Genomic DNA, 23,573 nt, shown 5'->3' with positions numbered 1-23,573 from the left:
TCACGTGGTTCGGTTACAGCGCCGTCGGTGCACGTTCGCACAGCGTATTGAGCGCCTTCGCCCACTGCGGGTCATCATTCAGGCACGGCACCAACACCAGCTCCTCGCCCCCCGCTTCGCGGAACTGCTCCAGCCCGCGATCGCCAATCTCCTCCAGCGTCTCGATGCAATCGGCGACAAACGCCGGGCACATCACCAGCAGTTTTTTCACGCCTTGCTGGGCCAAGGCCTCCAGGCGCGCTTCGGTGTAGGGTTCGATCCACTTGGCGCGGCCCAGCCGCGATTGGAAGGCCACTGACCATTTACCTTCCGGCAGCCCCATGCGCTCGGCGAAGTCGCGAGCGACGCTGAAACACTGCGCGCGATAGCACGTCTTGAGCACCTCGGCGGACGCGTTCTTGCAACAGTCGGCATCCTTGAAGCAATGCTGGCCGGTAGGGTCGAGCTTGGTCAGGTGGCGCTCAGGCAAGCCGTGGAAACTCAGCAGCAGGTGGTCGTAATCCTGCTCAACATAAGGCCGCGCGCTCGCGACCAGTGCGTCGAGATACTCCGGTTGATCGTAGAACGGTTGCAGGATCGAGAACTGCACATCAAGCTTTTTGTCGCGCACCACGCGCTTGGCTTCTTCGATCACCGTGGTCACGGTGCTGTCGGCAAATTGCGGGTACAGCGGCGCCAAGGTGACTTTACGGATGCCCTGGGTGGCGAGGCGGGTCAGTACGCTTTCAATCGACGGCTCGCCGTAGCGCATCGCCAATTCCACCGGGCCTTGGGTCCACTGCGCGGTCATCTGCTGCTGCAGGCGCCGACTGAGCACCACCAACGGCGAGCCCTCGTCCCACCAGATGGAGGCGTAGGCGTGCGCCGACTGCTCGGGGCGCTTGATCAAGATCAGCGACACCAGCAAGCGCCGCACCGGCCACGGCAGGTCGATCACATAAGGGTCCATCAGGAACTGATTGAGGTAGCTGCGCACATCGGCCACCGAAGTGGACGCCGGTGAGCCCAGGTTGACCAGTAACAACGCGTGATCCGTCATGCAACATCCTATCTCTAGAGGCGGCTGGACAATTCGTCCAGGGCCGCACGCAACTCAGTGAACTGGAAAGTGAAACCGGCGGCCAGCAACCGTTCGGGCACCGCCTTCTGCCCACCCAGCAACAGGCCGGACAACTCGCCCAGGCCTACCTTCAACGCAAAGGCCGGCATCGGCATGAACACCGGGCGGTGCAGCACCTGACCCAGGTTTTTCGCAAACTCGCGATTGCGCACCGGATGTGGCGCGCAGGCATTATAAGGACCGCTGGCGTCAGGCTTGTGCAGAAGAAAATCAATCAGGCCGATTTGATCCTTGATATGCACCCACGGCATCCACTGCCGCCCCTTGCCGATAGGCCCGCCCAGCCCCAGTTTGAACGGCAGCAACAGCCGCGACAAAAAGCCGCCCTCTGCCGCCAGCACCAAGCCGGTACGCACCAGCACTACGCGGATCCCCAGGGCTTCGGCGCGCTGGGCGGTTTCTTCCCAGGCGATGCACAGCTGGCTGGGAAAATCGTCCTGTACCGGCCCGCTGGCTTCGGTCAACTCGCGCTCGCCGCCGTCGCCGTACCAGCCCACCGCGGAACCGGAGATCAACACCGCGGGTTTTTCCGCGAGGGTTTCAAGCCAAGCCAGCAAGGTTTCCGTGAGGCTGATACGGCTGCTCCACAACAGCGCCTTGCGTTTATGGGTCCATGGGCGGTCGGCGATGGGCGCGCCCGCAAGATTAATGACCGCGTCGACCGGGCCGATAACCTCTTGCAGGCTGGCAACACCCGACACCTGCTCGCCGCACAGTTTGGCGACCTGGTCCGGATGACGACTCCACACCGTCAAGCGATGGCCGTGGGCAAGCCAGTGCTTGCAGAGTTGACGGCCGATCAGGCCAGTACCGCCGGTCAGCAAAATGTGCATGGGATCTTCCTCATGTAACGTTCGCCGCCCATCACTGGTCTATTTTATAAGCAGGGATCATTTGAACGGGCATGACGTTGGATTAAGCCTCTGCTTTAACCATAGGTCACGCCGTAAGAACAGGTAAGCCAAAACTTATACCAAAAAACAATATTGTACAGCTATTGGTGTCGGCGTAGTCTGTACCCAACGGTAAAACGAGGCCTCCCATGACTGTTCCCATCGCGATCATCGGCACCGGCATCGCCGGTCTCTCCGCCGCCCGAGCGTTACGAGACGCGGGGCACGTTGTACAACTCTTCGATAAAAGCCGCGGCAGCGGTGGCCGCATGTCCAGCAAGCGCAGCGATGCCGGCTCCCTGGACATGGGCGCGCAATACTTCACCGCCCGCGACCGGCGCTTCGTCAACGAAGTGCAGCGCTGGCAAAGCAATGGCTGGGCCGAGCAATGGAAGCCCCAGCTGTATAACTTCAAATCCGGCCAGCTCACGCCCTCCCCCGATGAACAGATCCGCTGGGTCGGCACGCCGCGCATGAGCGCAATCACCCGCGCCCTGCTCGATGACCTGCCGGTGGAGTTCGGGTGCCGCATCACCGAAGTGTTCCAGGGCAAACAACACTGGAACCTGCTGGATGCAGACAGCGAAAACCATGGTCCCTTCAGCCACGTCATCATCGCCACCCCGGCGCCCCAGGCCACTGCCCTGCTGGCTGCCGCGCCCAAGCTGGCGAGTGCCGCCGCTGGCGTGAAGATGGACCCGACCTGGGCCATCGCCTTGGCGTTCGATAAACCCCTGGATACGCCCATGGAAGGCTGCTTTGTGCAAGACAGCCCCCTCGACTGGCTCGCGCGCAACCGCAGCAAACCGGGGCGCGACACCGCCCTTGATACCTGGGTGCTGCATGCCACCAGCGCATGGAGCAAGGCCCATCTGGACCTGTCCAAGGAGGCGGTGATTGAGCACCTGCACGGCGCCTTCGCCGAACTGCTGCACAGCGCCATGCCCGCGCCGTCGTTCAGCCTGGCGCACCGCTGGCTCTATGCGCGACCGTCCAGCAGCCATGAGTTCGGCGTGCTGGCCGATGCCGACCTGGGCCTGTATGTGTGTGGCGACTGGTGCCTGTCGGGCCGCGTGGAAGGTGCATGGCTCAGCGGCCAGGAAGCCGCGCGACGCTTGATCGAACACCTGCAATGAACCGTATCAATCCCGCAAAATTGCTGCTGTCGAAGTGGACAGCAGCGCGCCCCCGAAACAAAGAAAAACACTTTCTGGTCACAGAGTTGTTTCGCGACGATGAAGGCACCGTGCTGGAAATCGAACTGCAAGCCGTCATGACCCTCCGCAGCGAACGCCTGCCCTGGCAAACCCTGCAAGATGTCGACGCGTGGAAAATCGGCTGGAAATAGCCTGCGCATAAACTTGTACAAATAATTTGACTTGTACAGCATCGAACCTATGATGAGATTTAGTTGTACAAGATTTAAATCTTGTACAGGAATCTTGCAGAGGATGGGTTTATGTCCAGCACCACCAAACCGAAGATCGGCGTCAGCGCCTGCCTGCTGGGCGAGAACGTGCGTTTCAACGGTGGCCATAAACAATCCCTGCTGTGCAGCCAGACCCTCGCCGACTATTTCGACTTCGTGCCGTTGTGCCCCGAAGTCGCCATTGGCCTGGGCATCCCGCGTGAACCTATCCGCCTGGTGGGCGACCCCGCCCACCCGCAAGCCGTCGGCACGGTGAACCGCGAGCTGAACGTCACCCAGCCTTTGGATGATTACGGCCAGCAGATGGCCGCGGAACACACTGACCTGTGCGGCTACATTTTTATGCAGAAGTCGCCGTCCTGTGGCCTGGAGCGGGTCAAGGTGTACCGCGAAAACGGCACCCCGGTCGACGGCGGCGGACGCGGCATCTACGCCCAGGCCTTTTGTGCACGCCACCCTAACCTGCCAGTGGAAGAAGATGGCCGGCTGAATGACCCCGTGCTGCGTGAAAACTTCCTGACCCGCGTGTTCGTGTATGCCAGTTGGCAGCAATTGCTGGCCGAAGGCCTGACCCGTCACCGCCTGCTGGCCTTTCATTCGCGCTATAAATACTTGTTGATGGCCCACAGCCCCGCGCATTACAAAAGCCTCGGCCACCTGCTGGGCAGCATGACCAAGGGCGCCAACCTCGATGAATTGGCCAGTTGTTATTTCAGCGACCTGATGACCGGCCTGACCAAGTGCGCTACCCGTGGCACCCACACCAACGTGCTGCAACACATCAGCGGCTACCTCAAGCAGGCCATCAGCGCCGACGACAAGCAGGAAATGCAAACCGTCATCGGCCAATACCGTCACGGCATCGTGCCATTGGTGGTGCCGTTGACCCTGCTCAAACACCACTTTCGCCAACACCCGGATCGCTACATCGCGCAGCAGGCGTACCTGCAACCGCACCCGGAAAACCTCAGCCTGCGAAATGCGATCTAGACCATGAAAGCTGCCCTGCTAGACGAACCCGGCGAAGACATTGCCCAAGCCCTCCAAGACGGCTGGCTGCCGATCCGCGAAGTGGCGCGCCAGACCGGCGTCAACGCGGTGACACTGCGCGCCTGGGAACGCCGCTACGGCCTGATCGTGCCGCAGCGCACGCCCAAGGGCCATCGGTTGTTCAGCGCCGAGCATGTCCAACGTATCCACACCATTCTCACCTGGCTCAATCGCGGCGTACCGGTCAGCCAGGTCAAAGGCCTGATCGACTCGGCCCTGACCGTCCCCGATACGGTGGAAAACGAATGGCACACCCTGCGCCAGACACTGGTGCACGCCATCAGCGAATTGGCCGAACGCCGCGTCGATGATGCGTTCAACCAGGCCATGGCGCTGTACCCGCCACGCACCTTGTGCGAGCAACTGCTGATGCCACTGCTGCAAGAGCTGGAACAGCGTTGGCAGGGTCAATTCGGCGCGCAGATGGAGCGGGTGTTCTTCATGTCCTGGCTGCGCAGCAAATTCGGTGCGCGTATCTACCACAACAACCGCCAGTTGCACGGCGCGCCATTGCTGCTGGTGAATCAATCCGACCTGCCGCTGGAGCCGCATCTGTGGCTCAGCGCCTGGCTGGCAAGCAGTGCCGACTGCCCGGTAGAAGTCTTCGACTGGCCGCTGCCCCCGGGTGAACTGGCCCTGGCGGTGGAACATCTGCAACCGCGCGCCGTGCTGCTGTATTCAAGCAAGGCGCTCCATTTGTCGGCATTCGCAAAACTTCTGAGCGGCATCAGTTGCCCAAAGTTGATCGTCGGACCAACGGTATGCATCCACCAGGCCGAGATGGCCGTATTAACCCATGACATCCCTGAGTTGCTCGTCGCCGAAGAGCCATTGGCGGCCCACCAGCTACTGATCCAGCGTGGACTTGTTTAAATGCATCTGATCTGGCTGCGCACCGACCTGCGCCTACACGACAACACCGCCCTGGCCGCCGCGAGCCAGCGGGGCCCGATCGCGGCTGTTTACCTGATCACGCCCGAGCAGTGGCTGGCCCACGACGATGCGCCGTGCAAAGTGGATTTCTGGCTGCGCAACCTGCACGCACTGAGCGCCACCCTGGGCGAGCTGAACATTCCCCTGCTGATCCGCACCGCAGCCACCTGGGACCAGGCGCCCGGCGTACTGAGCCAGCTGTGCCAGGAACTGTCGGTTGAGTCGGTGCACGTCAACGAGGAATACGGCATCCACGAAAGCCGTCGCGACGCGGCCGTGTCCAAGGCATTGGAAGCGCAAGGTGTCAGCTTCCACAGCTACCTGGACCAACTGTTCTTCCAGCCCGGCAGCGTGCTGACCAAGACCGGTACTTATTTCCAGGTGTTCAGCCAGTTTCGCAAGGTCTGCTACACCCGCTTGCACAGCGCCCTGCCACACATCGTCGCAGCGCCAAAGGCTCAGGCCGCGCTCACGCTGAAAAGCGATCCGGTACCGACAACCGTCGAAGGTTTCGAGCCCCCCAGCCAAGCGCTGCGAGCCTTATGGCCGGCGGGAGAGGACGAAGCACGTCGGCGTCTCGATGCCTTTGCCGACCAGCAAATCAGCTACTACAAGGACGAGCGCGACTTCCCCGCCAAGCCCGGCACCAGCCAGCTCTCGGCGTACCTCGCGGCGGGTGTGGTTTCGCCGCGCCAGTGCCTGCACGCCGCGCTGCAAACCAACGGCGGCGAGTTCGAAAGCGGCGACATGGGCGCCATTACCTGGATCAACGAATTGCTCTGGCGAGAGTTCTACAAGCACATTCTGGTGGGCTACCCACGGGTCTCGCGCCACCGCGCGTTCCGCCCCGAAACCGAAGCCGTGGCCTGGCGCAATGCGCCCAAAGACCTCGCGGCCTGGCAGGAAGCGCGCACCGGCCTGCCGATTATCGACGCCGCCATGCGCCAACTGCTGGAAACCGGCTGGATGCACAACCGCCTGCGCATGGTGGTGGCGATGTTCCTGACCAAGAACCTGCTGATCGACTGGCGCGAGGGCGAGCGCTTCTTTATGCGCCACCTGATCGACGGCGACCTGGCGGCCAATAACGGTGGTTGGCAGTGGAGTTCGTCCACCGGCACCGACTCGGCGCCGTACTTCCGGATTTTCAGCCCGTTGAGCCAATCGGAAAAGTTCGACAGTGACGGCGTGTTCATCAAGCACTGGCTGCCGGAATTGGCCGCGCTGAACAAAAAGGAAGTACACAACCCCGACGCCGCCGGTGGTTTGTTCGGCGTGGCGGACTACCCGCGCCCGATTGTCGACCTGAAAAAATCCCGCGAACGCGCCTTGGCCGCCTTCCGCAGCCTGCCCTCGCGCCAGGCCGCAGGAGGCGAATATGAGTGACTTCCTACGCCGCTTCGCCCAGGCCTTTGCCACGCTGGATAAACACAACCTGCACCTGCTGGACAGCCTGTACAGCCAAGACATCGTTTTTACCGATCCCTTGCACGAAGTGCGTGGCCTGCCTGCCCTGCACCGCTACTTCGCGGAGCTGTACGGGAATGTCAGCCAGTTGCGTTTCGACTTCCACGGTTTCGACCAAGTGGCCGAAGGTGAAGGTTACCTGCGCTGGAAAATGAGCTTTTGCCACCCGCGCCTGGCCAACGGCAAGGTCATCCGGGTGGAAGGCTGCTCGCACCTGATGTGGCGAGACAAGGTGTACCGCCACCGTGATTATTTCGATGCTGGCGCCCTGCTGTACGAGCACTTGCCCGTGCTGGGCAGAGTCGTCGGTTGGCTGAAAAGGAGAGTGGGATGAGCGCAGTACCCCCCCGTCGTTATTGGCTGACCGGTGCCAGCAGTGGCATCGGTGCCTCGCTGGCCGTGGAACTGCTCAACAGCGGCGCCCATGTGGCGCTGAGCTCGCGCACGAAAGGACCTTTGGAGGCGCTCGCGCAACGCTATCCCGGCCAAGTACTGGTGGTGGCGGGCGACCTGACCGACAGCCAGACCGTGCGCGAGATCGGTGAACAGATCGGCAGGGCCTGGGGCGCGCTGGACACCGTGATCCTGAATGCCGGCACCTGTGAATATGTGGACGCACGGCAGTTTGACTCATCGATCATCGAGCACGTGGTGCGCACCAACCTGTTGGCCAGCAGCTATTGCATCGAAGCCGCCCTGCCGCTGTTGCGCGCAGGATCAACGCCGCACCTGGTGGGCGTCGCCAGCGCCGTGACCTACCTGCCAATGCCGCGCGCCGAAGCCTATGGCGCCTCGAAGGCCGGCTTGCGTTACCTGTTCGAATCCTTGCGCATCAGCCTGTCGCCGGAAAATATCGACGTGACCGTGATCAGCCCAGGCTTCGTCGACACGCCGCTGACCGAACGCAATGATTTCCCGATGCCGCTCAGTTGGTCGGCGGACAAAGCCGCGCGGCATATCTTCGCCAAGCTGGATAAACGTCCGCTGGAAATTGCCTTCCCGGCCCTGTTTATCGCCACCCTCTGGCCGCTGTCGAAACTGCCGAACCGCGCACAACTGATCATCGGCAAACGCATGTTGCGCAGCCCACCGCCGAAAAAGGACGACCTGTGAAGATCGCCATCATCGGTAGCGGCATCGCCGGCCTCACCAGTGCCTACCTGCTCAGTCGCCGTCATGACATCACGGTGTTCGAAGCGGGCGACCGCATCGGCGGGCATACCCACACGGTCAACGTGACCGTCGAGGGTAAAAGCTATGCGGTAGACACCGGTTTCATCGTGTTCAACGACTGGACCTACCCCAACTTCATGCGCCTGCTGGGGCAAATCGGGGTGACGTTCAAACCCACCGAAATGAGCTTTTCGGTGTGCGAAGAGAACACCCGGTTCGAGTACAACGGCAATAACCTCAACAGCTTGTTTGCCCAGCGTCGCAATATCTTGTCGCCGGGGTTCTGGGGCATGTTGCGCGACATCCTGCGTTTCAACCGCCAGGCACCGCTGGACCTGCAGGAACAACGCATCAGCGCCGAGATGACCCTGGGCGATTACCTCACCGCCGGTCATTACGGCGAGCGGTTTATCCGCCATTACATCGTGCCGATGGGCGCGGCGATCTGGTCAATGTCATTGGCCGACATGCTCGCGTTCCCCTTGCAGTTCTTTGTGCGCTTCTTCAAGAACCACGGCTTGCTCTCGGTGAGTAATCGCCCACAGTGGTGCGTGATCGAAGGTGGCTCAAGCCGCTACATCGAACCGCTGACCCGCCGCTTTCGCGAACACATCCGCCTCAATTGCCCCGTGCATCAAGTTGAGCGTACGGACGACGGCGTGATTATCCACAGCCCTGCCGGCAGCGAAACGTTTGACCGTGTGGTCTTCGCCTGCCACAGCGACCAAGCATTGGCCTTGCTCGCGGACCCCAGCCAGGCCGAACGGGAGATCCTCGGCGCAATGCCCTACGCCGACAACGACGTGGTGCTGCACACCGATACCCGCCTGCTGCCCGACCGCAAGCTGGCCTGGGCCAGCTGGAACTATCGCCTGACCGGCAACACGCACACGCAGGCGGCGGTGACTTACGACATGAACATCCTGCAAGGCATCGACAGCGCCACCACCTTTTGCGTGAGCCTGAACCAGACGTCGATGATCAACCCGCTGAAGGTCCTGGCCCGCTACACCTACGCCCACCCGCAATACAGCCTGGCAGCGGTGGCGGCCCAAGGTCGTTGGGAGGACGTGTCTGGCGTGCGTAACACCTTCTACTGTGGCGCCTACTGGGCCAACGGTTTCCACGAAGACGGCGTGGTCAGCGCCTTGCGCGTGGCCGAAGCCTTTGGGGAAACCCTGTGAACAGCGCCCTGTACAGTGGCTGGATAGCCCATCGCCGGTTTACGCCCAAGGCCCATGCCTTTCGCTACCGCATCGGCCTGCTGTACCTGGACCTGAGCGAAGAGCAGCAAGTGCTTGGGCTTTCACCTCTGGCGGGGCGCAGCCGTTTGGCGCCCTTCGGTTTTCGCCAGCAGGACTACCTGCGTGAATTCACGCGCACCGGCATGAGCTTGAGCGATGCCGTGCGCCAGGAAGTCGGCAAGGCACTGGGGCGTACACCCCAGGGCGTTATCTGCCTACTGACCCAGGCTCGCAGTTGGGGCCTGGCTTTTAACCCCGTGAGTTTCTTCTACTGCTTCGAGGCCGACGGACGTCTGGCCGCGATCCTGTGTGAAGTGACCAACACCCCGTGGCGCGAGCGCTATCACTATGTGCTGCCGGCCCAGGCCTTGAGTGCGGATGAGCATCAGCATTTCGCCGTGGCCAAGGCCTTCCATGTGTCGCCGTTCTTGCCGCGCGACCTGGAATACCGCATGAGCTTCAGCCCACCCGCCGCCAAACTCGGCGTGCACATGGCCGATTGGCAGGGCACGCAAAAGGTCTTCGACGCGACCTTGAGCCTGCAAAAAGAAACGCTCAACCGCGCCAGCCTGCACCGCTACTTGTGGCGCTTTCCGTGGATGACCGCCAAGACCTGCCTGGCCATCTATTGGCAAGCCACGCGCCTGTTACTCAAACGCACACCGATTTTTTCCCATCAGGCCGCCGATGGCGCCTCACGCACCGCAGTCGGGTATACCAAGGATCGCCACCATGAAATCCCCTAGCTTATCGGTCAAGGGCAACCGCCTGAACGTCAATGGCATGACCACTGCGCTATTGCGCAAAGGCGTGCTGCGCCAACTCAGCCAATTGCGCCATGGCCAGTTGGTGGTGATCGAGGATGGCGAGCGGCAAGTATTCGGCGCACGGGAAGCGCACTTGCTGGGAGAGATCCAAGTGCTCGATTCAGCCGTGTGGGGCCTGGTGGCGGCCAACGGTTCCATCGGTGCCGGTGAAGCATTTATCCACGGTTATTGGACCACTCCGGACCTGACCGCCGTGGTGCGCGTGATGGTCAGCAACCTGGACGTGCTCGACGCGATGGAAGGTGGCCTCGCGCGCCTGGCTCGGCCGTTCACGCAGGGCTTGCACTGGCTCAACCGCAACACGCGCAAGGGCTCGCAGAAAAACATCGCCGCCCACTACGACCTGGGCAATGACCTGTTCGAAGAGTTTCTCGACCCCACCATGATGTACTCGGCGGCGCAGTTTCTAACCGCTGAGGACACCCTGGAGCAGGCGCAACTGAACAAACTGGAACGCATCTGCCAAAAGCTCGCGCTCAAGCCCACCGATCATTTACTCGAAATCGGCACCGGCTGGGGCAGCATGGCGCTGTACGCGGCGCAACATTACGGTTGCAAGGTCACCACCACGACCCTGTCCAAGGAACAGTTCGCCTACACCGAGCAACGCATCGCGGCCCTGGGGCTGCAAAGCCAGGTCACACTGCTGCTGAAGGATTACCGCGACCTGACCGGCCAGTACGACAAACTGGTGTCCATCGAGATGATCGAGGCAGTGGGGCATCGCTTCCTGCCAACCTACTTCAAGCAATGCGCGCACTTGCTCAAGAATGACGGGCTGATGTTGCTGCAAGCCATCACCATTCGTGAGCAGCGCTTTGAACAGGCCAAGCGCAGTGTGGATTTTATCCAGCGCTATATCTTTCCCGGCGGCGCCCTGCCCTGCGTGCAGAACATGCTGCACATCGTCAGCCGCGATACCGATATGAACCTGTTGCACATGGAGGATTTCGGCCTGCACTACGCGCGCACCTTGCGCCTGTGGCATGAGAATTTTCGCCGCGCCCACGGCCGCCTCACAGAATTAGGCTACGACGAATACTTCCTGCGTCTGTGGGAGTTTTACCTGTGCTACTGCGAAGGCGGCTTTATGGAGCGCACGATCGGCACGGCGCAATTGCTGCTGGCCAAGCCGTCGGCGATCAACCCGCCGCTGCTCGGGCGTTTCAGTGCTTAAGACGCTGGCCAATGCCGCACTCTTCCAGTGCGGCTGGTTTGCCTGCGTGCTCGGCGGTGACAGCCGGTGGTTACTGGTAGGACTGGCCGTGCTGGCGGTTCATCTGCTGTGGATAAGTTCGTGGGCTGAGGACGGCAGGCTGATCCTCAGCGTTACGGTCTTGGGCACGCTACTGGATACCGCATTGCGCACGCTGGGGGTGTTTCAGTTCACCGAGCCGGGCCCGCTGATTCCTTTCTGGTTGATCCTGCTGTGGGCGTTGCTGGCGACCACGTTGCGCCATTGCCTGGCCTGGAGCGCCCGCCCCTGGTGGCGTGCGGCGGTATTGGGCGCCTTGGGCGGCCCGCTCTCTTACTATGCCGGCAGCCAGTTGGCGGGGGTGCAGTTTGGTTACGGCCTCGCGCCCACGATGGCCGTGCTGGCGCTGCTGTGGGCCGCGGTATTCGTGGGCCTGCACCGGTTGGCGCGCTGACGTCCGTCAGTCGCTTCACACGTGTGCCACCCGCTTGCCTTACACTGCGCGCCTATGACCAACATCCCCCATACCCAAATCACCGAACCCGTCGTCACTTGCTCGACGTGTGCGGCCTGCTGCTGTCAGCTGGAAGTCATGCTGATCACCGATACGGGCGTACCGGAGCGCTATATCGACACCGATGATTGGGGCGGCGAAGTGATGCTGCGCCTGGACGACGGCTGGTGCGCGGCGCTGGATCGGGACACGATGATGTGCACGATCTACGAGCGACGTCCGCTGATTTGCCGGGAGTTCGAGATGGGCGCGCCCGAGTGCCTGGAAGAGCGACAGGGTATCGCTACCGCCTACCGCTGATGCTGAAGATTGTGGCAATCAACTGTGGGAGGGGGCTTGCCCCCTCCCACATGGTTTTTTCAGTGTCCTGAAGGGTTACAACGGCAAGGTGTAGTGCAACGAGTAGCTCTCTACCCCGTCGTTATTGCTGCTGATCCCCGCATTGGAGTAATGCGTGGCACGGATGCCCACTTCATGCCCGCCGGCAAAGCGCAGGCCGAAGCCCAGGCGGTCTTCGAACTGGAAAGCCTGGCCGATGTTGTTGTCTTCCAGCTTAGTGCGCGAGAACACCGCCACCCCGATCCCGGCTTCGATATAAGGCTTCACCGATTCGCCGGCAAATTCGTACACAAATACCGGCGAGAACGACAGGCTGCTGGCGCTGGCACGCTTGTCACCGTCCCAATAGGTGTAGGCGCCGCTCCAGTAGCCGGTCAATCGACCGGTATCGCTCTGCCACCAGCTTTTATCCCAGTCCGATGTCAGCCCCAGCCGATAGGTCATGGTCGAATCGCTCGTGCTCCCCACCCCCAATTCCAGGCCAGCGGCCTGTGCCGAAACAGAGTGCCCCACTACAACGGCCGCAATCGCAGCCAAACAGAACAAGCGCTTCATAAGAAACATCCTTTCCGAACGAAGTTATATGGTTTTTTACAGGCTATCTCGCTATAGAAGCTGGCGTGTAGTCGGAAGTTCCAGTGATTAACGCCGGAATTTCACGAAATTTTCACGCCCCAAAGCTTCGCACAACGCCCGGATATTTCCATAGTGTCGGTAGGATATTTCTTAGGTGATACACATCGCCGCTGGTCCAGAACTGTGCAGGTTCAGGGCTACCAACGGCCAGCAGGTCGCGCTCGCCGAGCAGACGCTTGAGCTGACGGGCCACGGCGGCGCCGGTGTCGATGAGGATGATGCTAGGGGGCAGCATCTGCGCGAGGAGCGGCTTGAGGAAGGGATAGTGGGTGCAGCCGAGGATGATGGTGTCGCAACCGGCGCTGAGCAGCGGCTCGATGTACCGCTGTAACAACGGGCGCAGGGCCGGGCTGTTCAAGTCACCGCTTTCAATCAGCTCGACCAGGCCAGGGCACGGCTGGGTGACGACCTTCACGTCGGTAGCGAAACGGTCGAGCAAGGCGGCAAACTTGGCGCTTTGCAGCGTACCGGTGGTGGCAAGCACACCGACCACACCACTGCGAGTGGCCGCGGCGGCAGGTTTGACGGCAGGCTCCATGCCCACTAGCGGCCAATCTGGAAAATCCAGCCGCAGGTCGGCGACAGCGGCGACGGTGGCGGTATTACAGGCAATCACAAAGGCCTTGGCGCCTTGCTCCCGGAAAAACGCCGCCACCCGCCGCGAACGCTCGAGAATAAACGCCGGGCTTTTCTCGCCGTAGGGGATGTGCCCGCAATCGGCCACGTACAGCAGCGATTCATGGGGCAAAAGCTGCTGGATTTCGTCCAGCACGGTCAACCCGCCGACACCGGAATCGAACACACCGATTGGCGCGTCCTTAACCATGTTGCGTCCCGCACACACTGCAACCGGGGTCACGCTTGACGCGCAACTCGCGAAACCGCGTGGTCAAGGCATCGATGAGCAACAAGCGGCCGACCAAGGGTTCGCCGAAACCGACCAGCAGTTTCAGGGCCTCCAACGCTTGCAGGCTACCGACCAGCCCTACCAGTGGGCCCACCACGCCGGCTTCGCTGCAGGTCAGTTCGGTATCGCTGCCGTGCCCATATAAACAGTGGTAGCACGGGCTTTCGGCGCGGCGCGGGTCGAACACCGACAACTGGCCTTCAAGGCGAATCGCCGCGCCGCTGATCAACGGCTTGCCAGCGGCGACGCAGGCGGCATTCACCGCTTCACGGGTGGAAAAGTTGTCGCTGCAATCGAGCACCACGTCCACCGCTTCTACCGCGGCGGCCAGGGAATCGGCATCCAGCGCGGTGCGATGGGCGACCAGTGTGATTTCCGGGTTGATGGCGGTCAGGCGACGCAGGGCCGAGTCGACCTTGGCCTGCCCGACGCTGTCGGTATCATGGATGATCTGGCGCTGCAGGTTGGTCAGGTCGACCGTGTCGAAGTCCGCCAGATGCAACTCGCCCACACCGGCCGCCGCCAAGTACAACGCAACCGGTGCACCCAGGCCACCGAGGCCGACGATCAACGCACGGGCGTTTTTCAGGCGCAATTGGCCGTCGATGTCGACATGCTGCAACAGAATCTGTCGGCTATAGCGCAACAGCTCCTGGTCGGTCAGCACGGGCGACGCCCCAGGGTAATGCGCTCGTGACCGCCGAGGTCGATGCGGCTGTGTACCTCTTCAAAGCCTTCACTCAATAGCAGGTCGCGCACGGCCGGGGCTTGGTCGTAACCATGCTCCAGCAGCAGTCGTCCGCCGGCATTCAGGTGAGCGGGGGCTTCTTTGATGATCAGGCGCAAGTCGTCCAAACCATCATGACCGGCCACCAGTGCGCTGGCCGGCTCAAAACGCACGTCGCCCGCCACCAGGTGCGGATCGTTGGCGGCGATGTACGGCGGGTTGCTGATGATCAGGTCATAGGTATGACCGGGCAGCGCGCTGAACCAATGGCTGTTCAGCACCGTCGCGTTATTAAGGTGCAGGCGCTGGCGATTGCGTTCGGCCAGGGCCACGGCCTCCAGCACACGGTCGACGGCGGTGACCTGCCAGGCTGGCCGTTCACTGGCTAGGGCCAAGGCGATGGCGCCGCTGCCGGTGCCCAGGTCGAGGACCTTGGCGGGCGTGGCCGGCAACAATTCCAAGGCCGCTTCCACCAGCAGTTCGGTGTCCGGACGCGGGATCAGCGTATGCGGCGCGACCTCCAGGTCCAGCTTCCAGAAGCCCTGCTGGCCGAGGATATAGGCGACCGGCTCGCCGCCGCGACGGCGCTGCAGGTAGCCGGCGAACGTCAGCGCGTCTTCGCTGCTGACGATTTTCTCGGGCCAGGTGTGCAGGTAGCTGCGGGATTTACCCAACGCCGCCGCCAACAACAACTCGGCATCCAGTCGCGCGGTAGGCGAGTCGGGCAGGTCGGCGGCGCGCAGCAGGCTGGCAATAATGGTCATTTATTCACCTATCGCCGCCAACTGATCCGCTTGATATTCAGCAAGCAACGGTTCGATCACCGCGTCCACGCCACCGGCGAGGATCTCGTCCAGGGAATAAAGCGTGAGGTTGACCCGGTGGTCGGTGACCCGGCCCTGGGCAAAGTTATAGGTACGGATGCGCTCGGAGCGGTCGCCCGAGCCCACCAGCAACTTGCGCTCGCTGGCAATTGCATTGGCGGCGGCGCTGGTCTGTTGGTCGTTGAGCTTGGCCGACAGCCAGGACATGGCCCGCGCACGGTTCTTGTGCTGGGAACGTTCTTCCTGACACTCCACCACAATGCCCGACGGCAAGTGGGTGATACGGATCGCCGAGTCAGTCTTGTTAACGTGCTGACCGCCAGCGCCCGACGAGCGGTAAGTGTCGACACGCAAGTCGGCCGGGTTGATCTCGATCGCTTCCTGTTCGTCCGGCTCGGGCAACACCGCGACGGTGCACGCCGAGGTGTGGATTCGGCCTTGGGACTCGGTCGCCGGAACCCGTTGCACGCGGTGCGCGCCGGACTCGAACTTGAGCTTGCCGTAGACGTTGTCGCCTTCGACCCGCGCGATAACCTCTTTATAGCCGCCGTGCTCGCCTTCATTCTCGGACAGGATCTCGACACGCCAGCCGCGACGCTCGGCATACCGCGAATACATGCGGAACAGGTCGCCGGAGAAAATCGCTGCCTCGTCGCCGCCGGTTCCGGCACGGATTTCGAGGAACACGTTGCGCCCGTCATTCGGGTCCTTGGGCAGCAGCATGCGCTGCAGGTCGCCTTCCAGCTCGGCCAGCTTTTCCTTGGCTTCGCGGACTTCTTCCACGGCCATTTCGCGCATGTCCGGGTCGCTGTCCTTGAGCAGTGCCTGGGCACCTTCAAGGTCGGCCTGCACTTTGGTCAGGTGCTTGTAGGTCGCCACAATCGGCTCAACTTCGGCGTATTCCTTCGAATAGGCACGAAACTTGGCCTGATCGGAGATGACCTCACCATCGCCGAGCAGCGCGGTCAGTTCTTCGAAACGGTCCTGGAGCACGTCCAGTTTATTGAGCAGTGACGCTTTCATTGCAGTTTTTTATCCGAAGAGCTATCTGACGCGCCCTCACCGAGGGCAAAGAGTTCCTGGGCCATGGCCAGCGCATCGAGGCGGCCTTCGGCGGTAAGCTTTTTTAATTGTACGCTGGGCGCGTGGAGCAACTTGTTGGTAAGGCCTCGGGCCAGTTGCATCAGCACGTCTTCAGCGCTGCTGCCGTTGGCGAGCAAGCGCTGGGCCTTGAGCAGCTCCTCGTCGCGCAGGCGCTCGCCTTGCTGACGATACGCCTTGAGCACGTCCACTGCGGCCAACTCACGCAGGCGCACCATGAAGTCGTCTGCGCCGGCGCTGACCATTTCTTCAGCGGCCTGGGCTGCACCCTGGCGGCTCTTGAGGTTTTCGGCGACCACTTCGTGCAAATCGTCGACGCTATAGAGGTAAACGTCGTCCAACTCGCCGACTTCGGGCTCGATATCGCGGGGAACGGCAATATCCACCATAAAGATGGGTTTGTGCTTGCGCAGCTTCAACGCGCTTTCGACCGCGCCTTTGCCAAGAATCGGCAACTGGCTGGCGGTGGAGCTGATCACAATATCGCTGCGCACCAATTCGGCCGGGATATCTGCCAGCAGCACGGCATGTGCGCCGAACTGCTCGGCGAGGATGCTGGCACGCTCCAGGGTACGGTTGGCCACCACGATGCGCTTCACCCCCAGGTCATGCAGGTGGCGGGCGACCAGCGTGATGGTCTCGCCGGCGCCGATGAGCAGGGCCTGGCTACGTTGCAAGTCACTGAAAATCTGTTTGGCCAGGCTGACCGCAGCGAACGCTACGGACACCGGGTTTTCGCCGATGGCGGTGTCGGTACGCACCTGCTTGGCGGAGTTGAACGTGGCCTGGAACAGGCGACCCAGCAGCGGGCCGACAGTGCCGGCCTCACGCGCCACGGCGTAGGCGGACTTCATCTGGCCAAGGATCTGCGGCTCGCCCAACACCAGCGAATCGAGACCGGACGCCACGCGCATCATGTGACGAACTGCCGCATCGTCTTCGTGCACATAAGCGCTCGCGCGCAGGTCATCGAGGTCCAAATGGTGATAATCGGCCAGCCAGCGCAGCACCACATCCGCTGAAAGATGTTCCTGTTCTATATAAAGCTCACTGCGATTGCAGGTCGAAAGGATCGCTGCTTCGCGACTGTCGGTGAGCCGGCAGAGCTGCTGCAGGGCCTCAACCAACTGCTCTGGCGTAAACGCCACGCGCTCGCGCACGTCTACGGAGGCAGTCTTGTGGTTAATACCGAGTGCGAGGAAGGCCATTCAATATCGCTGATGATGTCGGGAAGCCGACAATTGTCCTACTTCGAAAGATTCAGAACAACCACCGTCGTCTATTGTCCTAATGCCTTGTGCCTATAAAGGCACCCATTGAGACTCGGTTATGTTTGGCCGAAGGCTTGTGTCATGATGATCCGACCGCAGGTTAGTCGTCCTCTTCCTATATGAATAGATCCTCCGCGTTGCTCCTTGCTTTTGTCTTCCTCAGCGGCTGCCAGGCCATGGCACCCGTGTCGCCGGACGGTACCCCGCCGGTGGAAGACAGCACCCCCGCCCCTGAAAAGCCCAAGGTTTATTCCTCGTTCAGTGAAGAAACGGTGTACAGCCTGCTGACCGCGGAGCTGGCCGGCCAACGCAATCGCTTCGACATTGCGCTGGATAACTACGTGACCCAGGCCATCAACACCCAGGATCCGGGCATTTCCGAGCGGGCCTTCCGCATCGCCGAATACCTGGGCGCCGACCAGGCTGCGCTGGACACGTCGCTGATCTGGGCGAAAAACGCCCCGGACGATCTGGAAGCACAACGGGCGGCAGCGATTCAGCTGGCGCGCGCCGGGCGCTATGACGACTCCATGGTCTATATGGAGAAAGTCCTGCAGGGCAAGGGCGACACCCATTTCGACTTCCTCGCGCTGTCGGCTGCCGACACCGACCAGGACACGCGCAATGGCCTGATGAAGAGTTTCGACCGCCTGCTGCAAAAACATCCGAAGAACAGCCAACTGGTGTTCGGCAAGGCACTGCTGCTGCAACAGGACGACGAAGCCGACGCAGCCCTGAAGCTGCTAGAGCAGAACCCGCCGGAAGAAGGCGAAATCGCCCCGATCCTGCTGCGCGCACGCCTGTTGCAGAACCTCAATCGCGGCAAGGAAGCGATTCCTCTGCTGGAAAAAAATATCAAGAAGTATCCGGACGACAAGCGCCTGCGCCTGACTTACGCCCGCATGCTGGTGGAACAGGACCGCATGGAGGACGCCAAAGTGCAGTTCGCCAACCTGGTCCAGCAATACCCGGACGACGACGAGTTGCGTTATTCCCTGGCACTGGTATGCCTGGAAGCCAAGGCCTGGGACGAGGCCAAGGGGTATCTGGAAGAGCTGATCCAGCGCGAAAGCCATGTGGACTCGGCCCACTTGAACCTTGGCCGCATCGCTGAAGAACGCAACGATCCACAAGCTGCGCTGCTCGAATACGCACAAGTCGGCCCCGGCAACGACTACCTGCCGGCCCAATTGCGCCAGGCCGATATCCTGATGAGCAACGGCCGTACCGACGAGGCGGAAAAACGCCTGGCCGCTGCGCGCGATGCCGAACCTGACTACGCGATCCAGCTGTACCTGATCCAGGCCGAGACCTTGTCGGCCAACAAACAGGGCGAGCGTGCCTGGAAACTGCTGCAACAAGCCTTGCTGCAGTTCCCTGACGATTTGAACCTGCTGTACACCCGCGCCATGCAGGCCGAAAAACGCAATGACCTGGCGCAGATGGAAAAAGACCTGCGCCTGATCATCAAGCGCGACCCGGACAATGCCATGGCCCTCAACGCCCTGGGCTACACCTTGTCTGACCGCACGACGCGCTACGCCGAAGCCAAGGTGCTGATCGAACAAGCCCACAAGCTCAACCCGGAAGACCCTGCCGTACTCGATAGCCTGGGCTGGGTGAATTACCGCCTGGGCAACCTGGACGAAGCTGAACGCCTGCTGCGCCTGGCACTGGAGCGCTTTCCCGACCAGGAAGTCGCCGCCCACTTGGGTGAAGTGCTGTGGGCCAATGGCAAGCAGCGCGAAGCACGCCAAATCTGGGAAAAATTCCTCAAGGAACAACCCGAAAGCCCTATCCTGCGCGGCACCATCAAGCGCCTGACCGGATCCGAGACCCTTTAAGCTTATGTTCTTGCGCCACGTTATCGTTTTCAGCTTCATTGCCCTGCTCGCCGGTTGCGCAGGCTTCGGTTCCCGTGAATCCGTCGAAGGCCAGGGCAACCCGGCGCAATGGCAGCAACACAAGGACCAGCTCAGCAGCATTGATGGCTGGCAGATTGAAGGCAAAGTCGGCGTCCGCGCCCCCAAGGACTCCGGCAGCGGTACCTTGTTCTGGCTGCAACGCCAGGACTACTACGATATTCGCCTGTCGGGCCCCCTGGGCCGTGGCGCGGCGCGCCTGACCGGTCGACCGGGACACGTCAGCCTTGAAGTGGCCAACCAGGGTCGCTATGAAGCCACCTCGCCGGAAGAACTGCTTGAACAACAGATTGGCTGGAAGCTGCCGGTGTCTCATCTGGTCTGGTGGGTACGCGGCTTGCCCGCACCGGACAGCAAGAGTCGCCTGAGCCTGAACGGCGATAGCCGCTTGGCGACGCTGGAGCAGGATGGCTGGCAGGTCGAGTATTTGAGCTATGTGGAACAAAGCGGTTATTGGCTGCCCGAGCGCATCAAGCTGCACGGCCCCGACCTTGATGTCACGCTGGTGATCAAGGACTGGCAACCGCGCAAACTGGGGCAATAACGTGTCCGTACAAACATTGACCCTGCCCTCCCCGGCCAAACTCAACCTGATGCTGCACATTCTGGGTCGCCGTGAAGACGGCTATCACGAACTGCAGACGCTGTTTCAATTTCTCGACTACGGCGATGAGCTGACCTTCGCCTTGCGCGACGATGGCGTTATCCAACTGCATACCGAATTCGAAGGCGTCCCTCACGACAGCAACCTGATTGTGAAGGCGGCGAAAAAACTTCAGGCGCAATCCGGTTGCCCGCTTGGCATCGATATCTGGATCGATAAAATCCTGCCCATGGGCGGCGGTATCGGTGGCGGCAGCTCGAATGCCGCGACGACTTTGCTGGGCCTGAACCACTTGTGGCGCCTGGGCTGGGACGATGATCGCTTGGCTGCGCTGGGCCTGACGCTGGGCGCCGACGTCCCGGTTTTCGTGCGTGGGCACGCCGCTTTCGCCGAAGGCGTGGGCGAAAAACTCACCCCGGAATACCCCGAAGAGCCGTGGTATGTCGTGCTTGTTCCGCAAGTATCTGTAAGTACAGCAGAAATTTTTTCAGATCCGCTGTTGACACGTAACTCTCCTCCCATTAAAGTGCGCCCCGTTCCCAAGGGAAACAGTCGAAATGACTGCTTACCGGTTGTAGCAAGGCGTTATCCAGAGGTACGTAACGCTTTGAATTTGTTAGGTAAATTTACCGAAGCAAAATTAACCGGAACTGGAAGTTGTGTGTTTGGGGGCTTCCCAAGCAAAGCTGAAGCTGATAAAGTCTCGGCCCTTCTTACAGAGACCCTTACAGGGTTTGTAGCAAAGGGAAGCAACGTTTCGATGTTGCATCGCAAGCTGCAAAGTCTGCTCTAAAGGAACCGAGTGTTAGGCACTCGTTGCAACAGATACAGGGGCGTCGCCAAGCGGTAAGGCAGCAGGTTTTGATCCTGCCATGCGTTGGTTCGAATCCAGCCGCCCCTGCCATTTTCCTATACTCATCCAGGTTACCCTCAGCCTCTAGGTACTGCGCGTGTCCAAGATGATGGTCTTTACGGGGAACGCCAACCCCGATCTGGCTCGACGTGTCGTACGTCAGCTGCATATCCCTCTCGGTGACATCTCTGTCGGTAAATTTTCCGACGGCGAAATTACAGCCGAGATCAATGAAAACGTTCGCGGTAAAGACGTTTTCATTATTCAGCCGACTTGCGCTCCGACCAACGATAACCTGATGGAACTCGTCGTGATGGCTGATGCCTTCCGCCGCTCCTCAGCGACTCGAATCACAGCTGTAATCCCTTACTTTGGTTATGCCCGTCAGGATCGCCGTCCGCGCTCCGCACGTGTGGCTATCAGCGCGAAAGTCGTTGCTGACATGCTGACCGTGGTAGGCATCGACCGTGTTCTCACGGTTGACCTGCACGCTGACCAAATCCAGGGGTTCTTCGATATTCCGGTAGATAACATCTACGGCTCCCCCGTATTGGTGGATGACATCGAAGACCAGCGCTTTGAAAACCTGATGATCGTGTCCCCGGACATTGGTGGCGTCGTGCGTGCACGGGCCGTTGCCAAATCCTTGGGCGTGGACCTCGGGATCATCGACAAACGCCGCGAGAAAGCCAATCACTCTGAAGTGATGCATATCATCGGTGATGTCGAAGGGCGTACCTGTATTCTGGTTGATGACATGGTCGACACCGCCGGCACCTTGTGCCACGCGGCGAAAGCCTTGAAAGAGCACGGTGCCGCTAAAGTCTTCGCCTACTGCACACACCCTGTGTTGTCTGGCCGAGCGATCGAGAACATCGAAAATTCCATGCTGGACGAACTGGTGGTGACCAACACCATCCCGTTGTCCGCTGCTGCTCAAGCCTGTTCGCGTATCCGTCAATTGGATATCGCACCGGTTGTTGCCGAGGCGGTTCGCCGCATCAGCAATGAAGAATCGATCAGCGCGATGTTCCGTTAAGGGTCAAACCTGCGGTCCATCTCACTGACGAAAAGCGCCCCGCCCCGACATGTTGTTGGGGCGGGGCTTTTTTGCCCATGTCGAGTCTGGCGCTGGTCGCAAACGCCGCTCGATGATGGCTATTTTGGAGATACAACATGAATGACTTTACTCTGAACGCCCAAGCGCGTACTGACCTGGGGAAAGGTGCGAGCCGCCGCCTGCGTCACGCCGCCAATATCCCAGCCGTTGTATACGGTGGTAACAAGCCTGCTGAATCCGTGACCATCCTGTCCAAGGAAATCGCCAAGCTGTTCGAAAACGAAGCTGCCTACAGCCACGTTATCGAACTGAACGTCGACGGCACCAAGCAGAACGTCATCGTTAAAGCGATGCAGCGTCACCCGTCCAAGCAGTTCATCATGCACGCTGACTTCGTTCGCGTTGTTGCTGGCCAGAAACTGACCGCTATCGTGCCTGTGCACTTTGTTGGTGAAGACGCTCCGGTCAAGAAAGGCGGCATTGTTTCCCACACTGTTACCGAGCTGGAAGTAACCTGCCTGCCGAAAGATCTGCCTGAGTTCATCGAAGTCGACCTGTCGGCCGCTGAAATCGGCACCATCATTCACTTGTCCGACCTCAAGGCCCCTAAAGGCGTTGAGTTCGTTGCACTGGCTCACAACGACGACAAGGCTGTTGCCAACGTCCACGCGCCACGTGTTGTAGCTGAAGATGAAGAAGGCGAAACCGCTGCAGAGTAATACTCTCTGTGACGTCGGAGCTTGAGGAAACATCGCGGACCGGAACGTAGCGAGAAAGCGGGCGATAACGCGGCGTTTACTCTTGAGTAAATGATGTAATGTCGTCCACTTTCGCCGCACGTAGGTTGCGGCGATGTTATCCACAACTCCAAAGGAAGGGCCCCTGTCGTGACTGCCATTAAACTGATCGTTGGCCTGGGAAATCCAGGCGCCGAATACGAACAGACCCGGCATAACGCGGGGGCCCTTTTTGTTGAGCGCATCGCCCACGCCCAGGGTATAAACCTGGTGGCCGATCGCAAGTATTTTGGCCTGACCGGACGCTTCTCGCATCAAGGTCAGGACGTTCGTCTGCTGATTCCCACCACCTACATGAACCGCAGCGGCCAGGCTGTCGCGGCGCTTGCGGGCTTCTTCCGGATCAAACCCGAAGAGATCCTGGTGGCCCATGACGAACTGGACCTGCCACCCGGTGTAGCCAAGCTCAAGCTGGGCGGCGGGCATGGCGGGCACAATGGCCTGCGCGACATCATCGCGCAGCTGGGTAATCAGAATAATTTCTACCGTCTGCGGCTCGGCATTGGCCACCCAGGCGTTGCCAGTATGGTTTCAAATTTCGTCCTGGGTCGTGCGCCACGCGCCGAACAGGAAAAACTCGATGCCAGCATCGATTTTGCCCTCGGCGTGCTGCCGGATATCTTCGCCGGTGAATGGAACCGCGCGATGAAAAACCTGCACAGCCAGAAGGCCTGACTCTTACCGAGG

26 protein-coding genes and 1 tRNA gene are annotated in these 23,573 nt (G+C 60.8%); 19 read left to right on the top strand and 8 right to left on the bottom strand.

All coding sequences use genetic code 11. The annotated features are described in order from the left end of the window. Positions 1-13: 13 nt before the first annotated feature. Positions 14-1,039: a ferrochelatase gene (gene hemH, locus AO064_RS22490; RefSeq protein ID WP_064054712.1), complete on the bottom strand. Its 1,026-nt coding sequence runs from the start codon at positions 1,037-1,039 to the stop codon at positions 14-16. Between the two features lie 14 nt (positions 1,040-1,053). After that, a complete protein-coding gene (locus tag AO064_RS22485) occupies positions 1,054-1,953 on the bottom strand; it encodes a TIGR01777 family oxidoreductase (RefSeq protein WP_064054711.1) in 900 nt (299 codons plus the stop codon). A gap of 209 nt (positions 1,954-2,162) precedes the next feature. Here AO064_RS22485 and AO064_RS22480 point away from each other — a divergent pair, with 209 nt between their 5' ends. From AO064_RS22480 to AO064_RS22425, 12 genes are all read left to right on the top strand, one after another. Further along, positions 2,163-3,149, top strand: a complete 987-nt coding sequence (locus tag AO064_RS22480) for an NAD(P)/FAD-dependent oxidoreductase (protein ID WP_012722126.1) — start codon at positions 2,163-2,165, stop codon at positions 3,147-3,149. Continuing rightward, complete coding sequence (locus AO064_RS22475) at positions 3,146-3,361, top strand: TIGR02450 family Trp-rich protein (protein ID WP_012722125.1); 216 nt, start codon at positions 3,146-3,148, stop codon at positions 3,359-3,361. The genes AO064_RS22480 and AO064_RS22475 overlap by 4 nt, the downstream gene beginning before the upstream one ends. 111 nt (positions 3,362-3,472) lie before the next feature. Next, positions 3,473-4,432, top strand: a complete 960-nt coding sequence (locus AO064_RS22470; RefSeq protein ID WP_012722124.1) for a YbgA family protein — start codon at positions 3,473-3,475, stop codon at positions 4,430-4,432. Between the two features lie 3 nt (positions 4,433-4,435). Continuing rightward, positions 4,436-5,365 carry a MerR family transcriptional regulator gene (locus AO064_RS22465; protein WP_064054710.1) on the top strand — a complete coding sequence of 310 codons (930 nt, stop codon included), beginning with the start codon at positions 4,436-4,438 and terminating at the stop codon, positions 5,363-5,365. Next, entirely contained in the window at positions 5,366-6,811 is a 1,446-nt protein-coding gene (phrB, locus tag AO064_RS22460; protein WP_064054709.1) for a deoxyribodipyrimidine photo-lyase, read from the top strand. Continuing rightward, a complete protein-coding gene (locus AO064_RS22455; protein WP_064054708.1) occupies positions 6,804-7,226 on the top strand; it encodes a nuclear transport factor 2 family protein in 423 nt (140 codons plus the stop codon). Before phrB ends, AO064_RS22455 begins: the two co-directional genes overlap by 8 nt. Next, positions 7,223-8,005 carry an SDR family NAD(P)-dependent oxidoreductase gene (locus AO064_RS22450; RefSeq protein ID WP_012722120.1) on the top strand — a complete coding sequence of 261 codons (783 nt, stop codon included), beginning with the start codon at positions 7,223-7,225 and terminating at the stop codon, positions 8,003-8,005. Before AO064_RS22455 ends, AO064_RS22450 begins: the two co-directional genes overlap by 4 nt. Continuing rightward, positions 8,002-9,249, top strand: coding sequence for an NAD(P)/FAD-dependent oxidoreductase (locus AO064_RS22445; protein WP_064054707.1), 1,248 nt, complete (start codon positions 8,002-8,004; stop codon positions 9,247-9,249). Before AO064_RS22450 ends, AO064_RS22445 begins: the two co-directional genes overlap by 4 nt. Further along, complete coding sequence (locus AO064_RS22440) at positions 9,246-10,055, top strand: DUF1365 domain-containing protein (protein ID WP_064054706.1); 810 nt, start codon at positions 9,246-9,248, stop codon at positions 10,053-10,055. The genes AO064_RS22445 and AO064_RS22440 overlap by 4 nt, the downstream gene beginning before the upstream one ends. Continuing rightward, positions 10,042-11,313 (top strand): SAM-dependent methyltransferase, encoded by a 1,272-nt coding sequence (locus AO064_RS22435; protein ID WP_064054705.1) that lies wholly within the window; start codon positions 10,042-10,044, stop codon positions 11,311-11,313. Before AO064_RS22440 ends, AO064_RS22435 begins: the two co-directional genes overlap by 14 nt. Next, positions 11,306-11,785, top strand: coding sequence for a DUF2878 domain-containing protein (locus AO064_RS22430; protein WP_064054704.1), 480 nt, complete (start codon positions 11,306-11,308; stop codon positions 11,783-11,785). Before AO064_RS22435 ends, AO064_RS22430 begins: the two co-directional genes overlap by 8 nt. 54 nt (positions 11,786-11,839) lie before the next feature. Continuing rightward, positions 11,840-12,145: a YkgJ family cysteine cluster protein gene (locus AO064_RS22425; RefSeq protein WP_043204759.1), complete on the top strand. Its 306-nt coding sequence runs from the start codon at positions 11,840-11,842 to the stop codon at positions 12,143-12,145. Between the two features lie 75 nt (positions 12,146-12,220). On the opposite strand, the gene AO064_RS22420 is transcribed toward AO064_RS22425, so the two are convergent. The 6 genes from AO064_RS22420 to hemA form a co-directional block, all read right to left on the bottom strand. After that, on the bottom strand, positions 12,221-12,739 hold the full coding sequence (locus tag AO064_RS22420; RefSeq protein ID WP_043204758.1) for an acyloxyacyl hydrolase: 519 nt from the start codon (positions 12,737-12,739) through the stop codon (positions 12,221-12,223). A gap of 112 nt (positions 12,740-12,851) precedes the next feature. After that, a complete protein-coding gene (murI, locus tag AO064_RS22415; protein ID WP_064054703.1) occupies positions 12,852-13,646 on the bottom strand; it encodes a glutamate racemase in 795 nt (264 codons plus the stop codon). After that, positions 13,639-14,394 carry a molybdopterin-synthase adenylyltransferase MoeB gene (locus tag AO064_RS22410; RefSeq protein WP_064054702.1) on the bottom strand — a complete coding sequence of 252 codons (756 nt, stop codon included), beginning with the start codon at positions 14,392-14,394 and terminating at the stop codon, positions 13,639-13,641. Before AO064_RS22410 ends, murI begins: the two co-directional genes overlap by 8 nt. Beyond that, positions 14,388-15,218 carry a peptide chain release factor N(5)-glutamine methyltransferase gene (gene prmC / locus AO064_RS22405; RefSeq protein WP_046034116.1) on the bottom strand — a complete coding sequence of 277 codons (831 nt, stop codon included), beginning with the start codon at positions 15,216-15,218 and terminating at the stop codon, positions 14,388-14,390. The genes AO064_RS22410 and prmC overlap by 7 nt, the downstream gene beginning before the upstream one ends. Next, the gene (gene prfA, locus AO064_RS22400) at positions 15,219-16,301 is read right to left on the bottom strand and encodes a peptide chain release factor 1 (protein ID WP_012722110.1); all 1,083 of its coding nucleotides are present in this window, start codon (positions 16,299-16,301) and stop codon (positions 15,219-15,221) included. It lies immediately after the preceding gene. Further along, positions 16,298-17,587 (bottom strand): glutamyl-tRNA reductase, encoded by a 1,290-nt coding sequence (hemA, locus tag AO064_RS22395; protein ID WP_046034117.1) that lies wholly within the window; start codon positions 17,585-17,587, stop codon positions 16,298-16,300. Before hemA ends, prfA begins: the two co-directional genes overlap by 4 nt. Positions 17,588-17,769: 182 nt before the next feature. Here hemA and AO064_RS22390 point away from each other — a divergent pair, with 182 nt between their 5' ends. From AO064_RS22390 to pth, 7 genes are all read left to right on the top strand, one after another. After that, a complete protein-coding gene (locus AO064_RS22390; RefSeq protein ID WP_064054701.1) occupies positions 17,770-19,494 on the top strand; it encodes a tetratricopeptide repeat protein in 1,725 nt (574 codons plus the stop codon). 4 nt (positions 19,495-19,498) lie between these two features. Beyond that, the gene (gene lolB / locus AO064_RS22385) at positions 19,499-20,116 is read left to right on the top strand and encodes a lipoprotein insertase outer membrane protein LolB (protein WP_046034119.1); all 618 of its coding nucleotides are present in this window, start codon (positions 19,499-19,501) and stop codon (positions 20,114-20,116) included. Position 20,117: 1 nt separating this feature from the next. Continuing rightward, entirely contained in the window at positions 20,118-20,969 is an 852-nt protein-coding gene (gene ispE / locus AO064_RS22380) for a 4-(cytidine 5'-diphospho)-2-C-methyl-D-erythritol kinase (RefSeq protein ID WP_064054700.1), read from the top strand. A gap of 36 nt (positions 20,970-21,005) precedes the next feature. Next, positions 21,006-21,080: transfer RNA gene (locus AO064_RS22375), tRNA-Gln, on the top strand. Positions 21,081-21,126: 46 nt separating this feature from the next. After that, positions 21,127-22,068: a ribose-phosphate pyrophosphokinase gene (locus AO064_RS22370; RefSeq protein WP_003208392.1), complete on the top strand. Its 942-nt coding sequence runs from the start codon at positions 21,127-21,129 to the stop codon at positions 22,066-22,068. A gap of 137 nt (positions 22,069-22,205) precedes the next feature. Then, on the top strand, positions 22,206-22,808 hold the full coding sequence (locus tag AO064_RS22365) for a 50S ribosomal protein L25/general stress protein Ctc (RefSeq protein WP_064054699.1): 603 nt from the start codon (positions 22,206-22,208) through the stop codon (positions 22,806-22,808). 168 nt (positions 22,809-22,976) lie between these two features. Next, a complete protein-coding gene (gene pth, locus AO064_RS22360) occupies positions 22,977-23,561 on the top strand; it encodes an aminoacyl-tRNA hydrolase (protein WP_003188350.1) in 585 nt (194 codons plus the stop codon). Positions 23,562-23,573 lie beyond the last annotated feature (12 nt).

This window comes from Pseudomonas marginalis (assembly GCF_001645105.1).
Taxonomy (GTDB): domain Bacteria; phylum Pseudomonadota; class Gammaproteobacteria; order Pseudomonadales; family Pseudomonadaceae; genus Aquipseudomonas; species Aquipseudomonas petroselini.
The sequence above is the reverse complement of the archived record's forward strand: the minus strand, read 5'-3'. Positions and strand labels throughout refer to the sequence as shown.